The 17,825-nt window shown below is 44.1% G+C and carries 11 protein-coding genes and 2 pseudogenes; 9 read left to right on the plus strand and 4 right to left on the minus strand.

Annotated elements, in window-relative coordinates:
- Positions 1–17: 17 nt before the first annotated feature.
- The 3 genes from AC5JM2_RS26980 to AC5JM2_RS26990 all read right to left on the minus strand — a co-directional run bounded on the left by AC5JM2_RS26980 (position 18) and on the right by AC5JM2_RS26990 (position 4,135).
- Entirely contained in the window at positions 18–1,247 is a 1,230-nt protein-coding gene (locus AC5JM2_RS26980; RefSeq protein WP_495837894.1) for a DUF1822 family protein, read from the minus strand.
- 10 nt (positions 1,248–1,257) lie between these two features.
- The gene (locus AC5JM2_RS26985) at positions 1,258–2,499 is read right to left on the minus strand and encodes a sigma factor-like helix-turn-helix DNA-binding protein (protein WP_495837895.1); all 1,242 of its coding nucleotides are present in this window, start codon (positions 2,497–2,499) and stop codon (positions 1,258–1,260) included.
- A gap of 1,297 nt (positions 2,500–3,796) precedes the next feature.
- Entirely contained in the window at positions 3,797–4,135 is a 339-nt protein-coding gene (locus tag AC5JM2_RS26990) for a hypothetical protein (RefSeq protein WP_495837896.1), read from the minus strand.
- Positions 4,136–4,213: 78 nt separating this feature from the next.
- On the opposite strand from AC5JM2_RS26990, the gene aroF reads away from it, so the two are divergent.
- The 9 genes and pseudogenes from aroF (at position 4,214) to pheA (ending at position 16,004) form a co-directional block, all read left to right on the plus strand.
- A complete protein-coding gene (gene aroF / locus AC5JM2_RS26995) occupies positions 4,214–5,317 on the plus strand; it encodes a 3-deoxy-7-phosphoheptulonate synthase (protein ID WP_495837897.1) in 1,104 nt (367 codons plus the stop codon).
- Between the two features lie 52 nt (positions 5,318–5,369).
- Positions 5,370–7,073 carry an HAL/PAL/TAL family ammonia-lyase gene (locus AC5JM2_RS27000; RefSeq protein ID WP_495837898.1) on the plus strand — a complete coding sequence of 568 codons (1,704 nt, stop codon included), beginning with the start codon at positions 5,370–5,372 and terminating at the stop codon, positions 7,071–7,073.
- Between the two features lie 13 nt (positions 7,074–7,086).
- The gene (locus AC5JM2_RS27005) at positions 7,087–8,634 is read left to right on the plus strand and encodes a class I adenylate-forming enzyme family protein (protein WP_495837899.1); all 1,548 of its coding nucleotides are present in this window, start codon (positions 7,087–7,089) and stop codon (positions 8,632–8,634) included.
- Positions 8,635–8,642: 8 nt separating this feature from the next.
- Positions 8,643–10,445, plus strand: coding sequence for a ScyA-related TPP-binding enzyme (locus AC5JM2_RS27010; RefSeq protein WP_495837900.1), 1,803 nt, complete (start codon positions 8,643–8,645; stop codon positions 10,443–10,445).
- Positions 10,446–10,681: 236 nt separating this feature from the next.
- Positions 10,682–11,815 (plus strand): 3-oxoacyl-ACP synthase III family protein, encoded by a 1,134-nt coding sequence (locus AC5JM2_RS27015; RefSeq protein ID WP_495837901.1) that lies wholly within the window; start codon positions 10,682–10,684, stop codon positions 11,813–11,815.
- A gap of 173 nt (positions 11,816–11,988) precedes the next feature.
- Positions 11,989–13,107, plus strand: coding sequence for a Rieske 2Fe-2S domain-containing protein (locus AC5JM2_RS27020; protein ID WP_495837902.1), 1,119 nt, complete (start codon positions 11,989–11,991; stop codon positions 13,105–13,107).
- A gap of 502 nt (positions 13,108–13,609) precedes the next feature.
- Positions 13,610–14,701: a bifunctional chorismate mutase/prephenate dehydrogenase gene (tyrA, locus tag AC5JM2_RS27025; RefSeq protein WP_495837903.1), complete on the plus strand. Its 1,092-nt coding sequence runs from the start codon at positions 13,610–13,612 to the stop codon at positions 14,699–14,701.
- Positions 14,702–14,763: 62 nt separating this feature from the next.
- A pseudogene (aroH, locus tag AC5JM2_RS27030) lies at positions 14,764–15,189 on the plus strand (chorismate mutase).
- Positions 15,189–16,004, plus strand: a pseudogene (gene pheA, locus AC5JM2_RS27035) (prephenate dehydratase). Before aroH ends, pheA begins: the two co-directional pseudogenes overlap by 1 nt.
- A 567-nt stretch (positions 16,005–16,571) precedes the next feature.
- Here the strand turns inward: pheA and AC5JM2_RS27040 are convergent.
- A complete protein-coding gene (locus AC5JM2_RS27040) occupies positions 16,572–17,726 on the minus strand; it encodes a porin family protein (RefSeq protein ID WP_495837904.1) in 1,155 nt (384 codons plus the stop codon).
- Positions 17,727–17,825: the final 99 nt, after the last annotated feature.

Raw genomic sequence — 17,825 nt, forward strand, 5'->3', positions numbered from 1 at the left:
TCTGATCGCGCAAGTCGTTAAACCACAAAATCTTCCGTAATACTAAAATTATCAATAGTTACTTGGATTTTGAATGTTTTTCCTTTGGGGCATGTAAATCGTTTCAGTTGAATCAAGTTATCTTGAGTTCGTGATTGAAATTCCTGGAGAGTTGCTCCTGAAGAAGAAAGTAAAGCAAGTTTGATATTTGGTGGTAGGTAAGTCTGTCCATGAGATGGATGTAACTGGACGCGGATGCCCACTTTCTGCTCATTTTCTTTTGTCAAACCAACCAGCAGTGCAACAGAATGGTTGCCTAATTCTATTCCCAAATCAATCAACTTGACTCCCTCGACAGACACACCTCCAACAGCAAGTTCACGTTGTCTAAAAGCAAAAGCTAAATTTTCTGATTCTATATTTAGGATTGTATTAAGAGACTGCCAACCGGTATCAAAAATATTTTGATACCAATTGCTCAAGTTATTAACTGATGCCGTGTTTTTGGCAACAGCCAAGTCACCTATTCGTCGATGATACAACTGAATACGCCATTCGTCACTATCTAGTAGTGCGGCCCATTGCTCAAACGGTACATCGACTCGTAAACGGGGAAAATAAATAGATGAATCGCCTAACAGTTCTAACAATTTTTGTGCCTTAGCTTCAGACAAATTAGGAAATTCTGGGATCTCCTCTTGTACAGGTAGTCCCAATGTCGTCAGCATCACGGCAAGGTTATGTGTTAAATTTATTGTAGGTAATACGTAAGTACGCTCATTCGAGTTATAGGATCCAAAATTCTTAAGTAGGCGATGAGTGGTAAAACCGAGGACTACCAAAGAACACTCATCCTCATCCCCCTCTAGATTTACTTGTACTGCTAAGTAATAATCACCAGCAAAAGAAGGAATGTCTACCCACTCTTGGGGTACGCACAACTCTTCCAAATCTATTGTTTCACTAGGAATTAGGACTATTCGCCTCTCACTCAGTGTCATTGCTGCGCCATTTACCACTTCCCAAATACTAGGTAAGCTATCCTCACTTGGGAAAATTGAGGGTTTAGGTATAGACTCTTGTGCTAACCACTCTGTAAACCAGTTAAATAAAATATACAATGAAAGGTGATTGAGATAAGCGTTGTAGCGTGCAAGCGTATTAGAATGGCTCTGAGCTTGCTCCCAGGCTTTGTTTTTGTGTGCCGATGAGATATTTAACCATAATTGATTACTAGAAGCTTTGTCTAACTCATTAAAAGAAAACATCACTACAACCTCATTTTTTTTCGAAATCCCAATTTTTTAACGATTCTTCTAATACCGTATGAATTGTTGGGATATCTGTTATTTTATCTCGTAGAATACCCAATTTTTCACAAGCTGATTTTACGACACTTTTAGTTATCTTTGTCAACCAGATTTGCAAATACTTATTAATCATGGTATCAATACTATTGATTAAAGCAGCCTCTAATTTTGCTTTTGTTTTCCGTAGTATGTATCTACTTTCTGGTAAGGCTATACCAAGCTGCTTGACAATTTCTTGTTCATCCAGTTTTTGTCCATAGGTTAGTAGCAAGACTTCTTGCTCTTGTGGTTCAAGTTTCTTTATCGCCTCAATCAAAGCTACGTGAATTAAATCTATATAGACAGGAGCTTGGTAATTACGATTTAACCATACTGCAACATATTGAGAAACCCACTGAGGAGGTTTGCTTAATCTATATAAAGTTTTCAGTAATTTGATTTCAATCGTCTTCAGGCGATGAGCAATTGCTCCCTGAGTGACTTGAAATCTATCTGCTATCTGTTTTTGATTTAGTTCCAAACCATAATAAAGGAGTAGTATTTCCTTTTGTTCTACTTTCAAAGAAAGCAACTGCTCTTGTAAAGCTGGCTCAATTTGCTTTACTATTCTTCCCTGGTTTTCTAGAGAATCTTCCACTTCTTCAGAAGTCAGTGAATCTTGTGATAAAATTTCTAGAGACTCATTCTTTTCAACTTGACGACCAGTTTCTGTGAGTGCTTCCAAAGAAAAGCGTGGTGTGATTGATTTGGGATAATTTTGTAATGCGGCAATACAAATTTCCATACTAACTTTAAGTTGCTCGCCTGTGATATTTCCAGCTACAGCCACTTCATGAGGTGCACAAGGGAGTAATATCTGTGCATTGTAGTAATTAGCTGCTTCTGCAAAATCTGTACTATCAGGTTCTTGCCACTTTTGTCCTGTTATTTTAGCAGGATTTTGAATTTTGTTCATTTGATAAACTTGTTTAAAATATTTTCGAGCTAAGAGAAATCGAGAAATTTCCGGTTCATACCTTCCAGTTCTAGCAAGTGCTTCTTTCAGTTCTTTATCGCTCTTTTTATGCAACAGCCGCCACTTAGAAAACTTAGCAACAGCAGCTGAATCTTTAATATTTTTTATCAAGACGCCTGTCACATAAGTATTGATAGAAGAATCGTTGGAGTTATATTTCGCTAATATTTGTCTAAACTTGGTAGCTTCATACATAAAACATCTAGAAAGAAATATATATTCTTCCCAAGATTTAGATGTGTCATCTTTCCATACCTGAACAGCAGCCCTGTAGCAACTTTCTTCACAGTAAGCTGTTAGGTGTTCCCAAGCCTTTTGTACTCGTGTTTCTGGCTCCCAATCTTCTTTTGGTTGTAGGTTATTGAAAGCCATATCTATCCAGAACTGCACTAACCCCTTGCCGTTATCATCCTGGTTAACTAACGATGCAAACTTATAGTGTCTGCTTTTGTATAACTCAATGTTGGTTTGCAAATGAGGTTCTGTTTTCCATTTAATCGTTGAGTAACCCTGATTATTCTCCACAGTCATATACATAGAAAATTTTTCAGTAGAATTTTGACGACTGGGCAGTTTGGGTATGCTGGTAAACATCCTGGTAAACATCCTGACCTCTTGTTTCAAAGCCAAAGGGCTATATTTCTAAAGAAGATACAAGTGTAGAAACTTCGTTTCCGTATAGTAGCGGTCAGGATGAATTTGTTCTAGAGCGAGAAATCTTATTTTTATGTCATAATAGAAACTAAAGCAATGTAAGTATGTGTCGTTTATGGCTATTACTTTGTAAAGAGAGGATATTAGTTATAGCGCTTTTCAGATCAATGAGATACCGCATACCCCACTCACGCGATACGCGTAGCGTCAAGCCTCCGGCTTATCGCACAAACCCCCTTCTCAAATCTTCGATTTGAGAAGGGGGTTTCCTCTAAAAACTGGGCGTGTACGGGTGAGCGCGCATCCTCCTCGATACTTTGGAGAGCCAGTGCGTTGCTCAGAGCAGTACCTTGAGGAGCCAGTAGTGCAGGAGGGTTTCTCTGCGCGGCAAACTGTCCGTCCCGTTGTGGCGGCTGCGGAGGGTTCCCCCCCTTGTAGCACAGCCGCGTGAAGGTTAGGGAGGAGTGTAGTCTGTACAGATGCAATTCACTATATATTGTTATTTGGTTAGGAATGGTATGAAACTTATTGGGCATAGTGACTATGAACTAGTTTGTATCAAACTGTTACTTACTTATTGGTACTGCTTGAGGCGTTTTATGAGGGGTTATCTGTAGCGATCCACTTGCCAGAAATGCCCCAACCTGTGACCAAGCCAATCTTCGACCCAAATTAAGGTCTTGTTCAATAAGCCAGGGGTGTAAGGGTATAAGGGCAACGCCAAGGTGAGCGCGAGCGCCGAACGGTGTAATACCCTTTTACTTTAAGGTTGATACAAATGGGTAGCATGGCACGGGGCAGGGGTCAGGCAGAAAGAATTAGAGACCAATCATTTGTATCAGGTGCGATCGTGAAATGGTATAAGGGGGTAAGCGATGTGATTAGTGGGGGCAGCGAACCCACGACTCAGTAGGACCACGCTCATCAAAGATTTAGTGGGGGCTATGACACCAAGAGTTTTGGTCAGTGTAGGGAGAATGTCATTGTAGAGAGCCTGTTTGACAGCCGAAAGCAAAAAATTTTTCAAAAAGATACCAAAAAAAATACAAACACCCTCATATTTCCTCAAAGCTATTCCCAATGTAATCAACAGCAAGGTAATTTTTTGAATGTCATGAGGACATTTACCAAGGTTACTGGTGTATCTAACTTGATTGTCGGCGCTTTGAACAGACACCTATGAGTTTGTGTCAGTCATCAACATCATTATTTTCAAGATTTCAGGATTTCCAAAATTTCAGGAGGATTGTAGTTAATGATTATCGTCATGAAACCTGGTAGCCCATCAACAGAAATTGAGCGAATCAGCAAAGAACTCCGTAATTGGGACATAACACCAGAAAAAACGGAAGGTACGCACAAAGTCGTGATTGGTTTGATAGGTGATACGGCGGAAATTGATCCCCGACAAATCCAAAATTTGAGTCCTTTTATTGAGCAGGTTTTACGGGTGAAAAAGCCTTTTAAACGAGCTTCAAAAGAATTTCGCTATGGAGAACCAACTGATGTGGTTGTACCAACACCCAATGGAGCAGTCACTTTTGGTCAAAACTATCCTTTAGTTGTAGTAGCCGGACCCTGTTCTGTCGAAAACGAAGAAATGATTGTAGAAACTGCACGGCGAGTAAAAGCTGCAGGCGCACAGTTTCTACGAGGAGGAGCTTACAAACCTCGTACTTCTCCTTATGCTTTCCAAGGTCATGGCGAGAGTGCGCTATTGCTGTTAGCAAAAGCACGCTCAGCCACTGGATTGGGGATTATTACGGAAGTCATGGATACAGCTGACTTGGAGAAGGTTGCAGAAGTAGCGGATGTTGTGCAAATTGGTGCCCGCAATATGCAAAATTTCTCGCTACTGAAGAAAGTCGGCGCTACAGGTAAACCAGTGCTGCTCAAGCGCGGACTGTCAGCAACGATAGAAGATTGGCTGATGTCAGCTGAGTATATTCTGGCGGCTGGTAATCCCAATGTAATTTTGTGCGAGCGGGGAATTCGCACCTTTGACAGACAGTATACACGGAATACCCTTGATATATCTGCAATTCCAGTATTGCGTACCCTGACTCACTTGCCCATCATGATTGACCCCAGTCACGCTACTGGCTTCTCAGAATATGTTCCAACAATGGCAATGGCGTCAATTGCAGCTGGTGCAGATTCTTTAATGATTGAGGTTCACCCTAACCCAGCGAAAGCACTCTCAGATGGACCTCAGTCTCTAACACTGGAAGGATTTGAACAGTTAATGCTCGAATTGGCTCCCTTGGGCAAATTCTTTGGTCGTTGGACTCAAAACAATAGTGCTACCGCAACTTTGCCTAAGTTTGCTCCCAGAATTTCCTCCACTGCAGGCGTTTGAACAAGTTAATCGTTTTTGGAACTAACTGCCAAGAAGGAGAAAGAAACCTCAGATGAATACAGTATCCCAAGTTTTCAATACAACCTCTCGTTTTTTATCTCCCTTCCTTGGGAATTCTGACAAAACCGTAGTTGTGGGCAACCACAATTTGACAATAGACGAAGTAGTCAGCGTAGCGCGTTATGGGGCACAAGTACGCATAACCGATAACCATGATGTTTTGCGAGGTATCCAAGCATCCTGTGACTACATTCAGAATGCTGTGGAAACGGGAACACCTATTTACGGCGTGACAAGTGGCTTTGGCGGTATGGCTCATGTTGTGATCTCCGGTGAACAAGCAGCCAATCTACAGAACAACATGATGTGGTTTCTCAAGTCAGGAGCAGGACAAAGAATACCGCTAGCTGATGTCCGCGCTGCTATGCTCTTGCGAATCAACTCACACTTGCATGGTGCATCTGGCATCCGCCTCGAACTGATCCAGCGCATGGAGACGTTCTTGAATGCTGGTGTCACACCTTATGTCTATGAATTTGGTTCCATTGGTGCCAGTGGCGATTTAGTACCATTGTCCTACATCACTGGAGCGCTGATTGGTCACGATCTCAGCTTTAAAGTTGACTTCCAAGGCGAAGAAATGGATGCACCAACAGCGCTGTGCAAGCTGGGTTTAGAGCCTATGCAACTACTTGCTAAAGAAGCGTTGGCGATGACGAATGGCACTTCAGTTATGACAGGCATCGCCGCCAACTGTGTGTACGACACCAAAATTCTGTTATCCCTAGCAATGGGGGCACATGCCTTAGCTATCCAAGGTTTGAATGGCACGAATCAATCATTCCACCCATTTATCCATCAGCTCAAACCACATTCCGGTCAAAAATGGGCTGCCAAGCAAATGCTGAACTTGCTTGCAGGTTCACGACTTATACGTGATGAGTTAGATGGTTCTCACAACTATCGCGATAAGCATCTGATTCAGGATCGTTATTCGCTGCGTTGTCTGCCACAATATATGGGTCCGGTTGTCGATGGCATTGAGCAGATTCAAAGACAAATTGAGGTGGAAATTAACTCTGCCACAGACAACCCACTGATTGATGTCGAAAATCAAGCAAGCTTACATGGCGGCAATTTCTTGGGACAGTATGTTGGCGTAGGAATGGATCAACTGCGCTACTACATTGGGTTGTTGGCGAAACACTTGGATGTACAAATAGCCTTGCTCGTAGCGGCGGAATTTAACAACGGACTCCCACCATGTTTAGTCGGTAACCGAGAACGTACTGTCAACATGGGGCTAAAGGGTTTGCAAGTAGCTGGAAACTCCATAATGCCGCTGCTTACTTTCTATGGCAATTCGATCACGGATAGATTTCCTACCCATGCAGAACAATTTAACCAAAATATTAACAGCCAAGGTTTTGCTTCCGCAAATTTAGCGCGGCGCTCAGTTGAAATCTTTCAACAATATATGGCGATCGCTCTGATGTTTGGAGTCCAAGCAGTTGACTTGCGGACATATATCATGGCTGGTGATTACGATGCCCGTGCTTGTCTGTCACCTGCAACTGCACAGTTGTACACAGCAGTGCGTGAGATCGTCGGACAGCCACCGACAAAGAGCCAACCATACATCTGGAATGATTGCGAGCAATCTTTAGACAAGCATATTGCACTGATTGCCGCTGATATTGCTTCTGGTGGTGGGATTGTGCAAGCAGTGAACGATATTTTGTCCAGCTTGAAGTGAGTCTTCAAAGATTATGAATATTGCACAAAATGTCGAGCGTGGTCGGAGATTTTTTCCTAATAAAACTGCCTTAATTTTTGAGGAGAAATCTTGGACTTACAAAGATGTTGATGACATGGCGAACCGCGTTGCCAATGCCTTGCGAGGCTTGGGTATTGAACGCGGACACCGAGTGGCATTGTTTCTGCCAAATATTCCGGAATTTATCATTTCTTATCTTGGAATTTTAAAAATTGGTGCCATAGTAGTCTCATTAAATGTTATGCTAAAAAAGAATGAGGTAAAATTCATTCTTGATGACTGCTCTGCAAAAGCACTAATTACAATAGATTCCCTGATTGAAAATGTACCGGATACAGAATTACCTGAACTCCAACATATTTTGATTGCATCAGGTGAAGCTAAAAAGGGAATCAGTCTACAACAGTTCATGTTGAATGCTTCACCTAATGCACGAGCGGTTGAAATGAACCGCAACGACCCAGCGACAATCATATATACATCAGGCACAACAGGCTTTCCCAAGGGGGCGACGCTTTCGCATGGTAATGTGATTTCCAACGTTTACGCTGCCAACCATTGTTATCGCACTCAGCCTGAAGATCGATTACTGCTTTTCCTACCCTTATTCCATTGCTTTGGTCAAAACGCGATTCTCAACGCTGGACTCAACGCCTGTGCAACTATAGTTCTGCAACGCCGTTTTGAGCCAGAACAAGTACTCAAAACCATCGTTACTCATGGTGTGACCTTGTTTTTTGGCGTGCCGACAGTTTTCATCAAACTGCTCAATCTGAACATATCTAGTGATCACCTATCAAGCGTGCGCTATTACTTTACAGCCGCAGTAACCATGCCTCGGGAAGTGATTCAAAGATGGCAGTCAAAGCATGGTATGGTCATTCACGAAGGATACGGTCTAACTGAAACTTCCCCCTTTTCCACCTATAACCACGACTTGAAATACAAACTCGGTTCAATTGGTAGTCCAATTGAAAATGTAGAAGTGAAGATTGTCAATCTTGATGGTGAGTCAGTACAACCAGGGGAAGTGGGTGAGATAGTTGTTCGCGGTCCGAACGTCATGCTTGGTTATTGGAATCGCCCTGAGGAAACTGCTCAAGTTATCAAAAATGGTTGGTTTCATACTGGGGACATTGGACGGATGGATGAAGACGGCTACTTCTATATAGTTGACCGCTTGAAAGACATGATTAATGTCTCTGGCTTTAAAGTATATCCGACTGAAGTAGAAAATGTGATTTATCAACATCCAGCCGTTGCTGAATGTGCCGTTTATGGTGTCCCAGATCAAGTCAAAGGTGAACGAGTCTTTGCCAATATCCTCCTAAAAACAGGCTTTGCAGTGACACAAGAGGAAATCATTGCCTTCTGCTCCCAGAGAATAGCGACATACAAAGTTCCTCATACTATCAAATTCATCGACTCGCTACCAAAAAACGCCACTGGCAAAGTACTCAAGAGGCTCCTACAGCAGCAAGAGCTAGCAGTTGTGTCCCAAAGATTTGAGCATTTGTCCATACACGCATTGCAAAGTTAAAGCTAATTATGAACATTCAATCTCACACAAAAGCTGGCAACATAGCCCAACAGGTCAAGCTCAACACCAATGTCGAGTTTGCGCCTTTATCTGATACCAAGTTTATACCGAATTTCAACAACCAGCAATCTGGGTCACTGACTGTTGCCGAGATGGTAGTCAAGATGTTGGAAGATATGGGAGTGACCCATGCATTTGGTGTTTCAGGAGGCGGAATTGCACCGCTGTGGACAACACTGGAGCGTAGTCCGCTCCAAGTGCTTCACTTCCGCCATGAAGCAGGAGCAGCCTTTGCTGCTGTCGAGTCGTACTTTGCAAATGGTCGCCCTGTTGTCGTGTTCACGACAACAGGACCTGGTCTCACCAATGCACTGACTGGGATGTTTGCGGCTCGCGGAGAAGGGGCAAAGGTGATTTTTCTGTCGGCTTCCACCCCAGCACCGCAACGCGGAAGATCGGCTATCCAAGAAACTAGCGCCTATACAATGCCTATCTCCGGTATCTTTACCCCAGGTCCGCTATTCCATTATGCTAATAGCTTAGAGAGTGACGCTGAACTGCCAGAGATTGCACGCAGGCTAGCTCTGGGTCTGGCACAACCAGGAGGTTTTGTCGCCCATATTAGTATCCCAACGAGCATTCAGAGCAGCCCCAGCAAGGTATCAGTACCACAAGTGCTTTTATCTCGAACTATCCCAACAGCGAATGAGAAAGCGATCGCCGAATGTGTGAAGTTACTCTCTGAGGGACCATTTGCGATTTGGGTTGGCTTTGGTGCTAGGCATGCTGCCCATGAGATACGCCAACTTGCCGAAAGGACAGGAGCAGTGGTAATGTGTTCACCGCGTGGCAAGGGCATTTTTCCTGAGGATCATCCTCAGTTTGTCGGTGTCACAGGCTTTGCCGGACATCTGTCAGTCCTAACCTATATGCAGGAGCAAAGTCCTCTACGCGTGCTAGTTCTGGGAACACGCTTGAGCGAACCCACTTGTTTTTGGCGTCCGGTCATGATTCCAAAAAGAGGGTTTATTCATGTTGACATCGACCCGGAAGTCCCAGGAGCCGCCTATCCATCAGCCGAGACGTTTGCTATCCAGTCTGATGTAGGAATGTTTGTCAGGGCATTGTTGGAGCATCTGCCAAAACATCTTGAGCGCTCGACAGTCTTGTCACTACCTCGTCCATACGACCAAGGCATCAATCCCGACATAGACACTCCAGTGCGACCGGAAGTGCTGATGGATGCAATTCAACATGCGATCGTAGAAGATAGCGATGCACTAGTTATGGCAGAGTCGGGTAACTCATTTGCTTGGGCTACTCATATGCTGCGATTTGCCAAACCAGGACGTTTCCGCATTAGTACCGGGTTTGGTGCTATGGGTCATACTGTAACAGGTCTCGTGGGTGCTGCCCTCGGACGCAATGGCAAGGCTGTTGCGATCGTTGGTGATGGGGCAATGCTGATGAACTCTGAAGTGAGTACTGCTGTGAAATACGAAATTCCTGCTGTCTGGATTGTACTCAACGACGCTCGCTACAATATGTGTGATCAGGGGAATATGGCACAGGGACTCAAGGGAGCCGATACAAAAATTCCACGTACTGATTTTGTTAAATTTGCAACAAGTATGGGAGCTGACGGTATCTGCGTTGAGAGGGAGTCTGACCTAGAAGCAGCGTTGGCAAAGGCACTTGCCTCCAGAACCCCGTTCGTTATTGACGTAATTATTGACCCGACCAGACCTGCACCCATCGGTGGTCGCATTCAAGGTTTAATCTCGCAAAGAACCAAAGAAGTACAAATTTAAGTCTATAGGACTTACGCATTGACAGGAAATACCAAATATGAGCTATGGGTTTGAGGCATTCAAATCTGATTTTCCGATAATCTTGAGCGCGATTGCGCGGAGCGCACTGCCCCTTGGGCAATCGCCATCCATCTGGCGGTAATTCTCAAAAGTCTGGAACGACGAAATCACATTATACACATGATGTCTTTTTTGTACAGTGCGTAAGTCCTAGTTTAATAAATAGGAGTTTTATCGTGAGCTTGCAACCAGTAGGTATTCGTTCAATTGCAGTCAGCTTTCCCAGCATCATCCGCACCAACGAGTATTATAGAGAGAATTACCCCAAATTAGTTGCTGAAGCTGAGGAAAAAACCTTATCTAGGGTATTTTCTACGTCTAACCCCAATTCCCTAAATGAATTTGACTTAGAGATGGCACCCTATTTGTCTGATCCATTTCGCGGTACTGTTGAGCGACGGGTGTTTGGTCCGGGTGAGACATCGCTAACGCTATCTTATAGCGCTGCCAAAAATGCCCTCGACGCAGCAAAGCTTTTGCCGCACGAGATCGATCTGATGCTCGTTGCTACCATCCATCCTGAGCAAATCGTACCTGGCAATGCTGCCTTTTTAGCTAGTGAACTCGGATTGCAGGGCGCTGCCTGGAATATTGATTCCACCTGCTCGAATGCTATAGTTGCACTTCAGACTGCCTCTGGACTGGTACGTGCTGGAGAGTACCGGAATATTTTGGTGGTAGTTTGCACTAACTACTCCAAGTTTACAGATGAGAATGATACCCTCGCGTTTTTGTCAGGTGATGGGGCAGGAGCTTTTGTGGTTAACAAACTCAAAGCTAATCAAGGAGTACTCGGTACAAAAATTATTAACACTGCCTCGACTTGTGGGACTTTCTTTAATGAACTAACGACGGATGCCCAAGGCAATCCACAGATGCTTATCCGGGCAGCTAAAGGCACGGGCAAGGTAGTCAGTGAAACCGCTGCCCAGTTCTTGCGGCAGTGCTGCTCAGGAGCTTTGGAAGCTGCGGGCGTCACCCTCGATGAGATTAACTTTTTTGCTTTCAATACACCCACTGCCTGGTACGCAAGCCTCTGTGCCCGTGCATTGGAAATCGATCCAGCGCGCACGATTAACCTTCATGATCGCTATGCAAATATTGGACCTATGCTTCCCCTCGCCAATCTGTATCACGGTGCAGAATTAGGCAGGATTCGAGAAAACGATTTAGTTCTGGTTTATGCCATTGGTTCAGTATCTAACGCAGGGGCAAGTGTGATGCGCTGGGGCGATGTGGCACTAGGTCCGGCTCCTTCTCTCCCAGTCAGCATGAAATCGCAGGAGGATAAAGTCTTCACTCTGCCTTAGGTACTGTCAAGTCAATGCCAACTTTTTGAAGAGGTTTGACGGTGTTCTTAACTTAACATGACATTACGTTTAGATATGTCATTTCCGCCTGCGTTTGTTGACAATCAACTGTCAACAAACGAAAGTTTCAAAAAACTTGTATCCAGGATAAAGAACTAGCGAAGGAAAAACAAATGACTAGCACGATTGAGAAAATTAAACAGCCAAAGTCTACTCAGCGGAAAATAGAAGAGAATCAAAAGGTAACAAATCTTGCCACCAGTTGGTACATTGCTATGCCCTCCAAAGCTTTGGGTAAAAAGCCAAAAAAAATTGAGTTATTTGGTCAATCTTTGGTTGCTTGGCGAGATGAAAAGGATCACCCGGTGATCATGGAACCTTACTGCTCACACTTGGGTGCAAGTTTGGCGATGGGTAAAGTAGTAGACGGTTGTATTCAATGTCCTTTTCATCACTGGCGCTTTGATGGCTCAGGACAATGTGTTTCCGCACCCGCAGTAGACCGCATTCCCCCAACGGCTCATCAGGCTACTTATCCCACCATTGAAAAATATGGTTATATCTGGGTGTGGTATGGTTCTGAAGCTCCTCTGTTCCCTTTGCCCAAGTGTTCAGCAGCTGAAAGCGAGAGTCATAAATATATGCCTCTACGCTTTACATACAACACCAAGACAACAGTGCGAATGTTGGTTGAAAACGCATGCGACTACTATCATGTAATCACATTACACGGTCAAAAGATTTCTGGCTCCATTCAACTCTCCTTGTTTGATGATGAGCACACAGCACAACAGAAAGAATCACCTATTAATCAAGAAGTTTGGGAAGCCTTACAACAGAAAAAAGCACCTGTTCCAGAAGCAGCCTGGTTTGGAGCCTTAATTCAATACCCACTCCAAAGCTATGTAGGACGACTAGGTCTAGTTGCTGATGCTTTGGGGTTAGGTGCTAAAGCCTTTACACAGCGAGTAGATTCTTGGCCTGGCGGAAATAGGGTAACCAATTTTACAGATGTTGAAGAGAGACTCACGGTACTATTTGGCGCAACTCCAGTCGCTGACAACAAGACAATCGCACATTTTTTGGTAATGATCAGGAAAACTGGCAATTTCTGGTTGGATTTACTTTATTTACTACTTTTTGGCTGGCAAAGCAGAATTGCATTTGGTAAGGAGGACATACCAGTATTCAATCAACTGAACACAGATGCAGGCAGGGCTTATGTCAAGCACGACCGAGGAATATTAAAGTTCAGAGAATTCTATCAACGTTGGGTGAATAAGGTCGAGTGACATGGAACAAAAACTAGGACTTGCACACTTAAGTTCTGATTGGCAATAAAGCAAAGGTCTCAAGAGTGGAAGACACAGGAACACGGGGATGCTCGAATGCTCTTAATCCGCAAAATGGATAGCTAATAGTTAATAGCGATGGATCGTTAGCAATTAGTAACAATCATGTTTTTGTTCACGAATTATTGAGGATTGCTATATCAAAATGGAAAGATGTGGCATGAGCTAAAGCCGCTCAACACCTAAATGATTAAAACTTGTCTGGTAAGTAGGTCAACTAAAAAAAACGTAAGATATACCATTTTCATATGAAGATGCATAGAAACAACCGCATCGCCGTTAACTGTCCTCGCCGCAGGTTTAGGGAGGTTTGGAGGGGTCAAAATAATGTGCAGCCTCACATAGAATTGGTATTAACACCTTTCCATTGAATTAAGTCATTCACTCGGTTCAATAAGTGTCTCGAAAACCAATGGTGCCGCAAACAAGTTTGGGATAAACAATGCAAGGTCTAATGATCAAAGAGAAGCTTAAACAAATTGACAGTGGACTGATTGAGCTACTAGGCAAAAGAATTGCTGTCTTGGCAGAATCAGAACTCCCTTGCCTAGATGAACCATTAGACAAAATTATACCGCTCCTTGCCCAGGCTGGTGTTCCAGAGTTTGTTTGGAAAAACGTAGTCATCAGTTGTGCAGCTGCTGTTGCCAATCATTCTTCTTCGTCAACTAATACTCAGCCGCGAAAAGTTACTATCATTGGCGGGCGCGGTATAATGGGGCGCTTTTTCACTTCTCGGTTTTCTGCAGCAGGACACAAAGTTAATATTCTCGAACACGATGACTGGAATCGTGCAGATAAACTGCTGGCTGATGTGGATCTAGTATTAGTTTGCGTTCCCATTGAACATACGCTAGATGTCATTCAAAAAGCAGCTTTGTATCTGGAGCCAACTACAGCGCTAGCTGATATCACCAGCATTAAAACTCCTGTAGTACAAGCAATGCTTGAACACCATACAGGACCTGTACTAAGCTTACATCCGATGTTTGGTTCTAGCATCAAATCGTTTTTGTCACAAAACGTTATTGTTTGTCCAGGTCGTCAGTTTGAGGCATTCCAATGGCTCCTAGAAATGATTAAAGGCGAGGGTGGCAAAGTGATTGTATGCACACCTTCAGAACATGACCAGATGATGGTTGTTATTCAAGCTGTCCGGCACTTTTGTGCGTTTAGTCTTGGTGTGTTCTTGGCGGAAGAAGGAATTGACATAAGTCGCAGCTTGGAGTTTTCTAGCCCACCCTACCGCATTGAACTCGACATGGTTAGCCGTCTGTTTAATCAAGATGCATCCTTGCATATGAACCTTATATCAGGTTCTGAAGAACGTCGTCAGGCTATTAGCAGGTTAGCAAATACCTACAGCCACTTGGCACACCTGGTGATGCACAAAGACCAAGCTGGTTTAAAACGTGAGTTTGAAAAAGCCCACAGCGTTTTTAGACCAGAAGCTGGCCGTGCTGTCAAGGAAAGCGATCGCATTATCGACTACCTGAGCATACTCCTAGCGGCTAGCGAGGTCGAACAGATTTAGCTAACTTTTGCAAAGAAGTACTTTAAATATTTGTCTCATACACTTGTGTAAAGGACTTGATCATGCAGTGGAAAGTTCGAGCAATTCGCGGTGCCACAACCGCCTCAGAAAATTCTATCGCAGCAATTCGAGACGCGGTCAATTAACTTCTAGACGCACTGGAAGCACACAATCAAATAGAATCTAGCGAAATCATCAGTGTCATCTTCTCTGCCACTCGCGATTTAGATGCCGTTTTCCCTGCGCAAATCGCTCGCGATCGCCCTCATTGGAAGAATGTCCCTTTATTAGATGTGCAACATATGCATGTGGAAGGTAGTCTAGAGCGCTGCATTCGCTTATTGATACAATTCAACACTCCTAACCCTGACATCAAGATTTATCATCCCTATCTGCGCGGAGCCAAAAATTTGAGACCTGATTGGAGTTTGTCTGGTGTCAGCCGACAATTGCAGCCTATGGTGAAATCAGGAGGAAGGTCAAAGTAATGGTCATATCAGTTGCACACTTGGGAGCACCAGGCACTTATACAGAAGCTGCAACCATAGCTTATGTTAAGCAGTTAGAGGCACAAGCGGAACAACAAGCGCTGTTACGTCCTTATTCCAGTATTGCCAAAACGCTACAAGCACTCGCACAAGGTCTAGCCGATTTGGCAGTTGTACCTGTGGAAAATTCTGTTGAAGGTAGTGTCTCTATGACACTAGATACGCTGTGGCAGTTGGATCAACTACAAATTCAACACGCTATAGTCTTACCAATTTCTCATGCCCTGATCTCATGTGCGACATCCCTAGCAAACATCCGCACCGTCTATTCTCATCCCCAAGCCTTGGCTCAATGTCAAAAGTGGCTTTTGCAATTTCTCCCGGAAGTTTAGTTAATTCCCACCAACGCGACTACCGAGGGGCTACAGTATTTGGAACAAGACAAGACCGCCGGTGCGATCGCTTCCACTAGAGCCGCCCAACTCTACAATCTACCAGTTGTGGCTTGCCCAATTAATGATTATCCCGACAATTACACCCGTTTTTGGGTGCTAGGTTTACAACCCTCCACTGGCGGAAGTAATATCTCCCTTGCTTTTAGCGTTCCCGCCAATGTTCCTGGTGCACTCGCCAAACCGCTTTCTTGTTTTGCGAGTCGGGGTATAAATCTTAGCCGGATAGAATCTCGTCCAACTAAGCGATCGCTCGGCGAGTATCTTTTCTTCATTGACGTGGAAGCTGATGTTAAGCAAGCTTCTGTGCAATCTGCGCTGCAAGAACTAGTACTTCAAGGCGTAAATTCGGTTAGGGTGTAAATATAGACTTTTAAGGGGAAGCGTTTGGCAGTATAACCCTATCTAAACTTACGCCGCACTGTACTAGCAACATGTACAAAAACGCTCAAGATTTTTGGCAGCTATTCGATCACTTCAGTATCTCTGCCTGACCAAATTAAGTCGAAAGTCCACAGTCTAGTGTCTAGTGTGTGAAATCTGTTTATATCAAAATGGAGGATTTTGGCATGGAGTGGAAAGTTCAGGCAATTCGTGGAGCAATAACTGCTTCAGTTTTACAGTTTAGATTACACAGGACTTACGCAACTGGCACATTTTTCTTCAAACTTTCACACGGATAGAATTTGGCTATAACGTTTATAAATCCATGCTTATGAGCATTTACTCAATTTGAAATATATGTGCCAGTTGACCTTATATTGTGACGCTTGCGTAAGTCCTATTACAGTTTGGTATGAGTACAGAAGAGTTTGAAAAATTTAAACGAGTTTTTGTAAAGCTATTTAGACCCTAAGTTGACCAATAAGCACTGGGTGCACTTGGTGCAAGGAGAGAAGACCTACTAGCTTGATGTACGGGGTGAAGTGCTTAAAAGTTGTAACCAACACCAAGCACTAGCCCAACATCAGTTTGATCAAGGAAACCAACGTTTAGACCTGCAGTGGCGGTGAACTCACGTGATAAGGGCACATCCACACCACCAGTCAGAAGAAAGCCGACGCTGCTATCTCCACTTGTGGAAATTGCTGCTCCTGCGCCAACGTAAGGAATAAAATTTATTTGTTCTTCTTCAAAGTCTGTGACTGGTTTAACTGGAAAGTCAAATGTTACAGGCAGAAGAAAAACAGCATTATCGCTAAATACAGCAGCAGGGCGAAAAGAAAAGTTTTTTGTTATACCAATTTTGCTAAAGATAGTGAAGGCATTGTCAGCTAGAGCAGTATCGCCGCCACTGAATCCAAAATTTGGACCAATTCCGATATAGTTACGAGTTCCTCTAACGGGTAACAGTTCTGATGCTCCGTTTCGTATTCGTGGCGTAGGCGCTGGCGCTGGTGTTAAAGTTGGCGCTGGCGCTGGTGTTAAAGTTGGCGCTGGTGTTAAAGTCGGCGCGGGTGATGGTGTTAAAGTTGGCGCGGGTGATGGTGTTAAAGTTGGCGCGGGTGATGGTGTTAAAGTTGGCGCTGGCGCTGGTGTTAAAGTTGGCGCGGGTGATGGTGTTAAAGTTGGCGCTGGCGCTGGTGTTAAAGTCGGCGCGGGTGATGGTGTTAAAGTTGGCGCGGGTGATGGTGTTAAAGTTGGCGCGGGTGATGGTGTTAAAGTCGGCGTTGGCGCTGGTGTTAAAGTCGGCGTTGGCGCTGGTGTTGGGCTGAGCGGATTTTCTGGAGGTGTTGGGCTGAGGGGGTTTTCTGGAGGTGTTGGACTAGGTGTCTGATTTTGTGAAGGTGTTGGGGTTGGGCTGACGGGATTTTCTGGAGGTGTTGGACTGAGCGGATTTTCTGGAGGTGTTGGACTAGGTGTCTGATTTTGTGAAGGTGTTGGGGTTGGGCTGACGGGATTTTCTGGAGGTGTTTGGCTGATCGGATTTTTTGCAGGTGGTAAGGTTGATGGTGTTGTTGGCGATCGATTAACAGCCGAAGGTTGCGCTAAGGATGGTTGTAGAGAAATAGCTAAACTCGTAATACCTAGTAAAGAAGTTTTAGACAAAACTAATCTCAGCTTTGTAAGTAACTTTTGATTCATTTCTCACTCCTCTAAATATCAACACACACCGAAGACATAAATAGACCGATCACTGACTGGTACTTGAAGCTAGAAGGTAGACAGCCTAAAAGTATAAGC

The sequence above is a fragment of the Brasilonema angustatum genome, from assembly GCF_059505445.1.

What these genes read in the sequence shown, in the direction of transcription:
- AC5JM2_RS26980 (WP_495837894.1), bottom strand. Translation starts at nt 1,247, where the DNA reads ATGTTTTCTTTTAATGAGTTAGACAAAGCTTCTAGTAATCAATTATGG.
- AC5JM2_RS27040 (WP_495837904.1), bottom strand. Translation starts at nt 17,726, where the DNA reads ATGAATCAAAAGTTACTTACAAAGCTGAGATTAGTTTTGTCTAAAACT.
- AC5JM2_RS27010 (WP_495837900.1), top strand. Translation starts at nt 8,643, where the DNA reads ATGAACATTCAATCTCACACAAAAGCTGGCAACATAGCCCAACAGGTC.
- AC5JM2_RS27020 (WP_495837902.1), top strand. Translation starts at nt 11,989, where the DNA reads ATGACTAGCACGATTGAGAAAATTAAACAGCCAAAGTCTACTCAGCGG.
- AC5JM2_RS27000 (WP_495837898.1), top strand. Translation starts at nt 5,370, where the DNA reads ATGAATACAGTATCCCAAGTTTTCAATACAACCTCTCGTTTTTTATCT.
- AC5JM2_RS26985 (WP_495837895.1), bottom strand. Translation starts at nt 2,499, where the DNA reads ATGTATGAAGCTACCAAGTTTAGACAAATATTAGCGAAATATAACTCC.
- AC5JM2_RS27005 (WP_495837899.1), top strand. Translation starts at nt 7,087, where the DNA reads ATGAATATTGCACAAAATGTCGAGCGTGGTCGGAGATTTTTTCCTAAT.
- tyrA (WP_495837903.1), top strand. Translation starts at nt 13,610, where the DNA reads ATGCAAGGTCTAATGATCAAAGAGAAGCTTAAACAAATTGACAGTGGA.
- aroF (WP_495837897.1), top strand. Translation starts at nt 4,214, where the DNA reads ATGATTATCGTCATGAAACCTGGTAGCCCATCAACAGAAATTGAGCGA.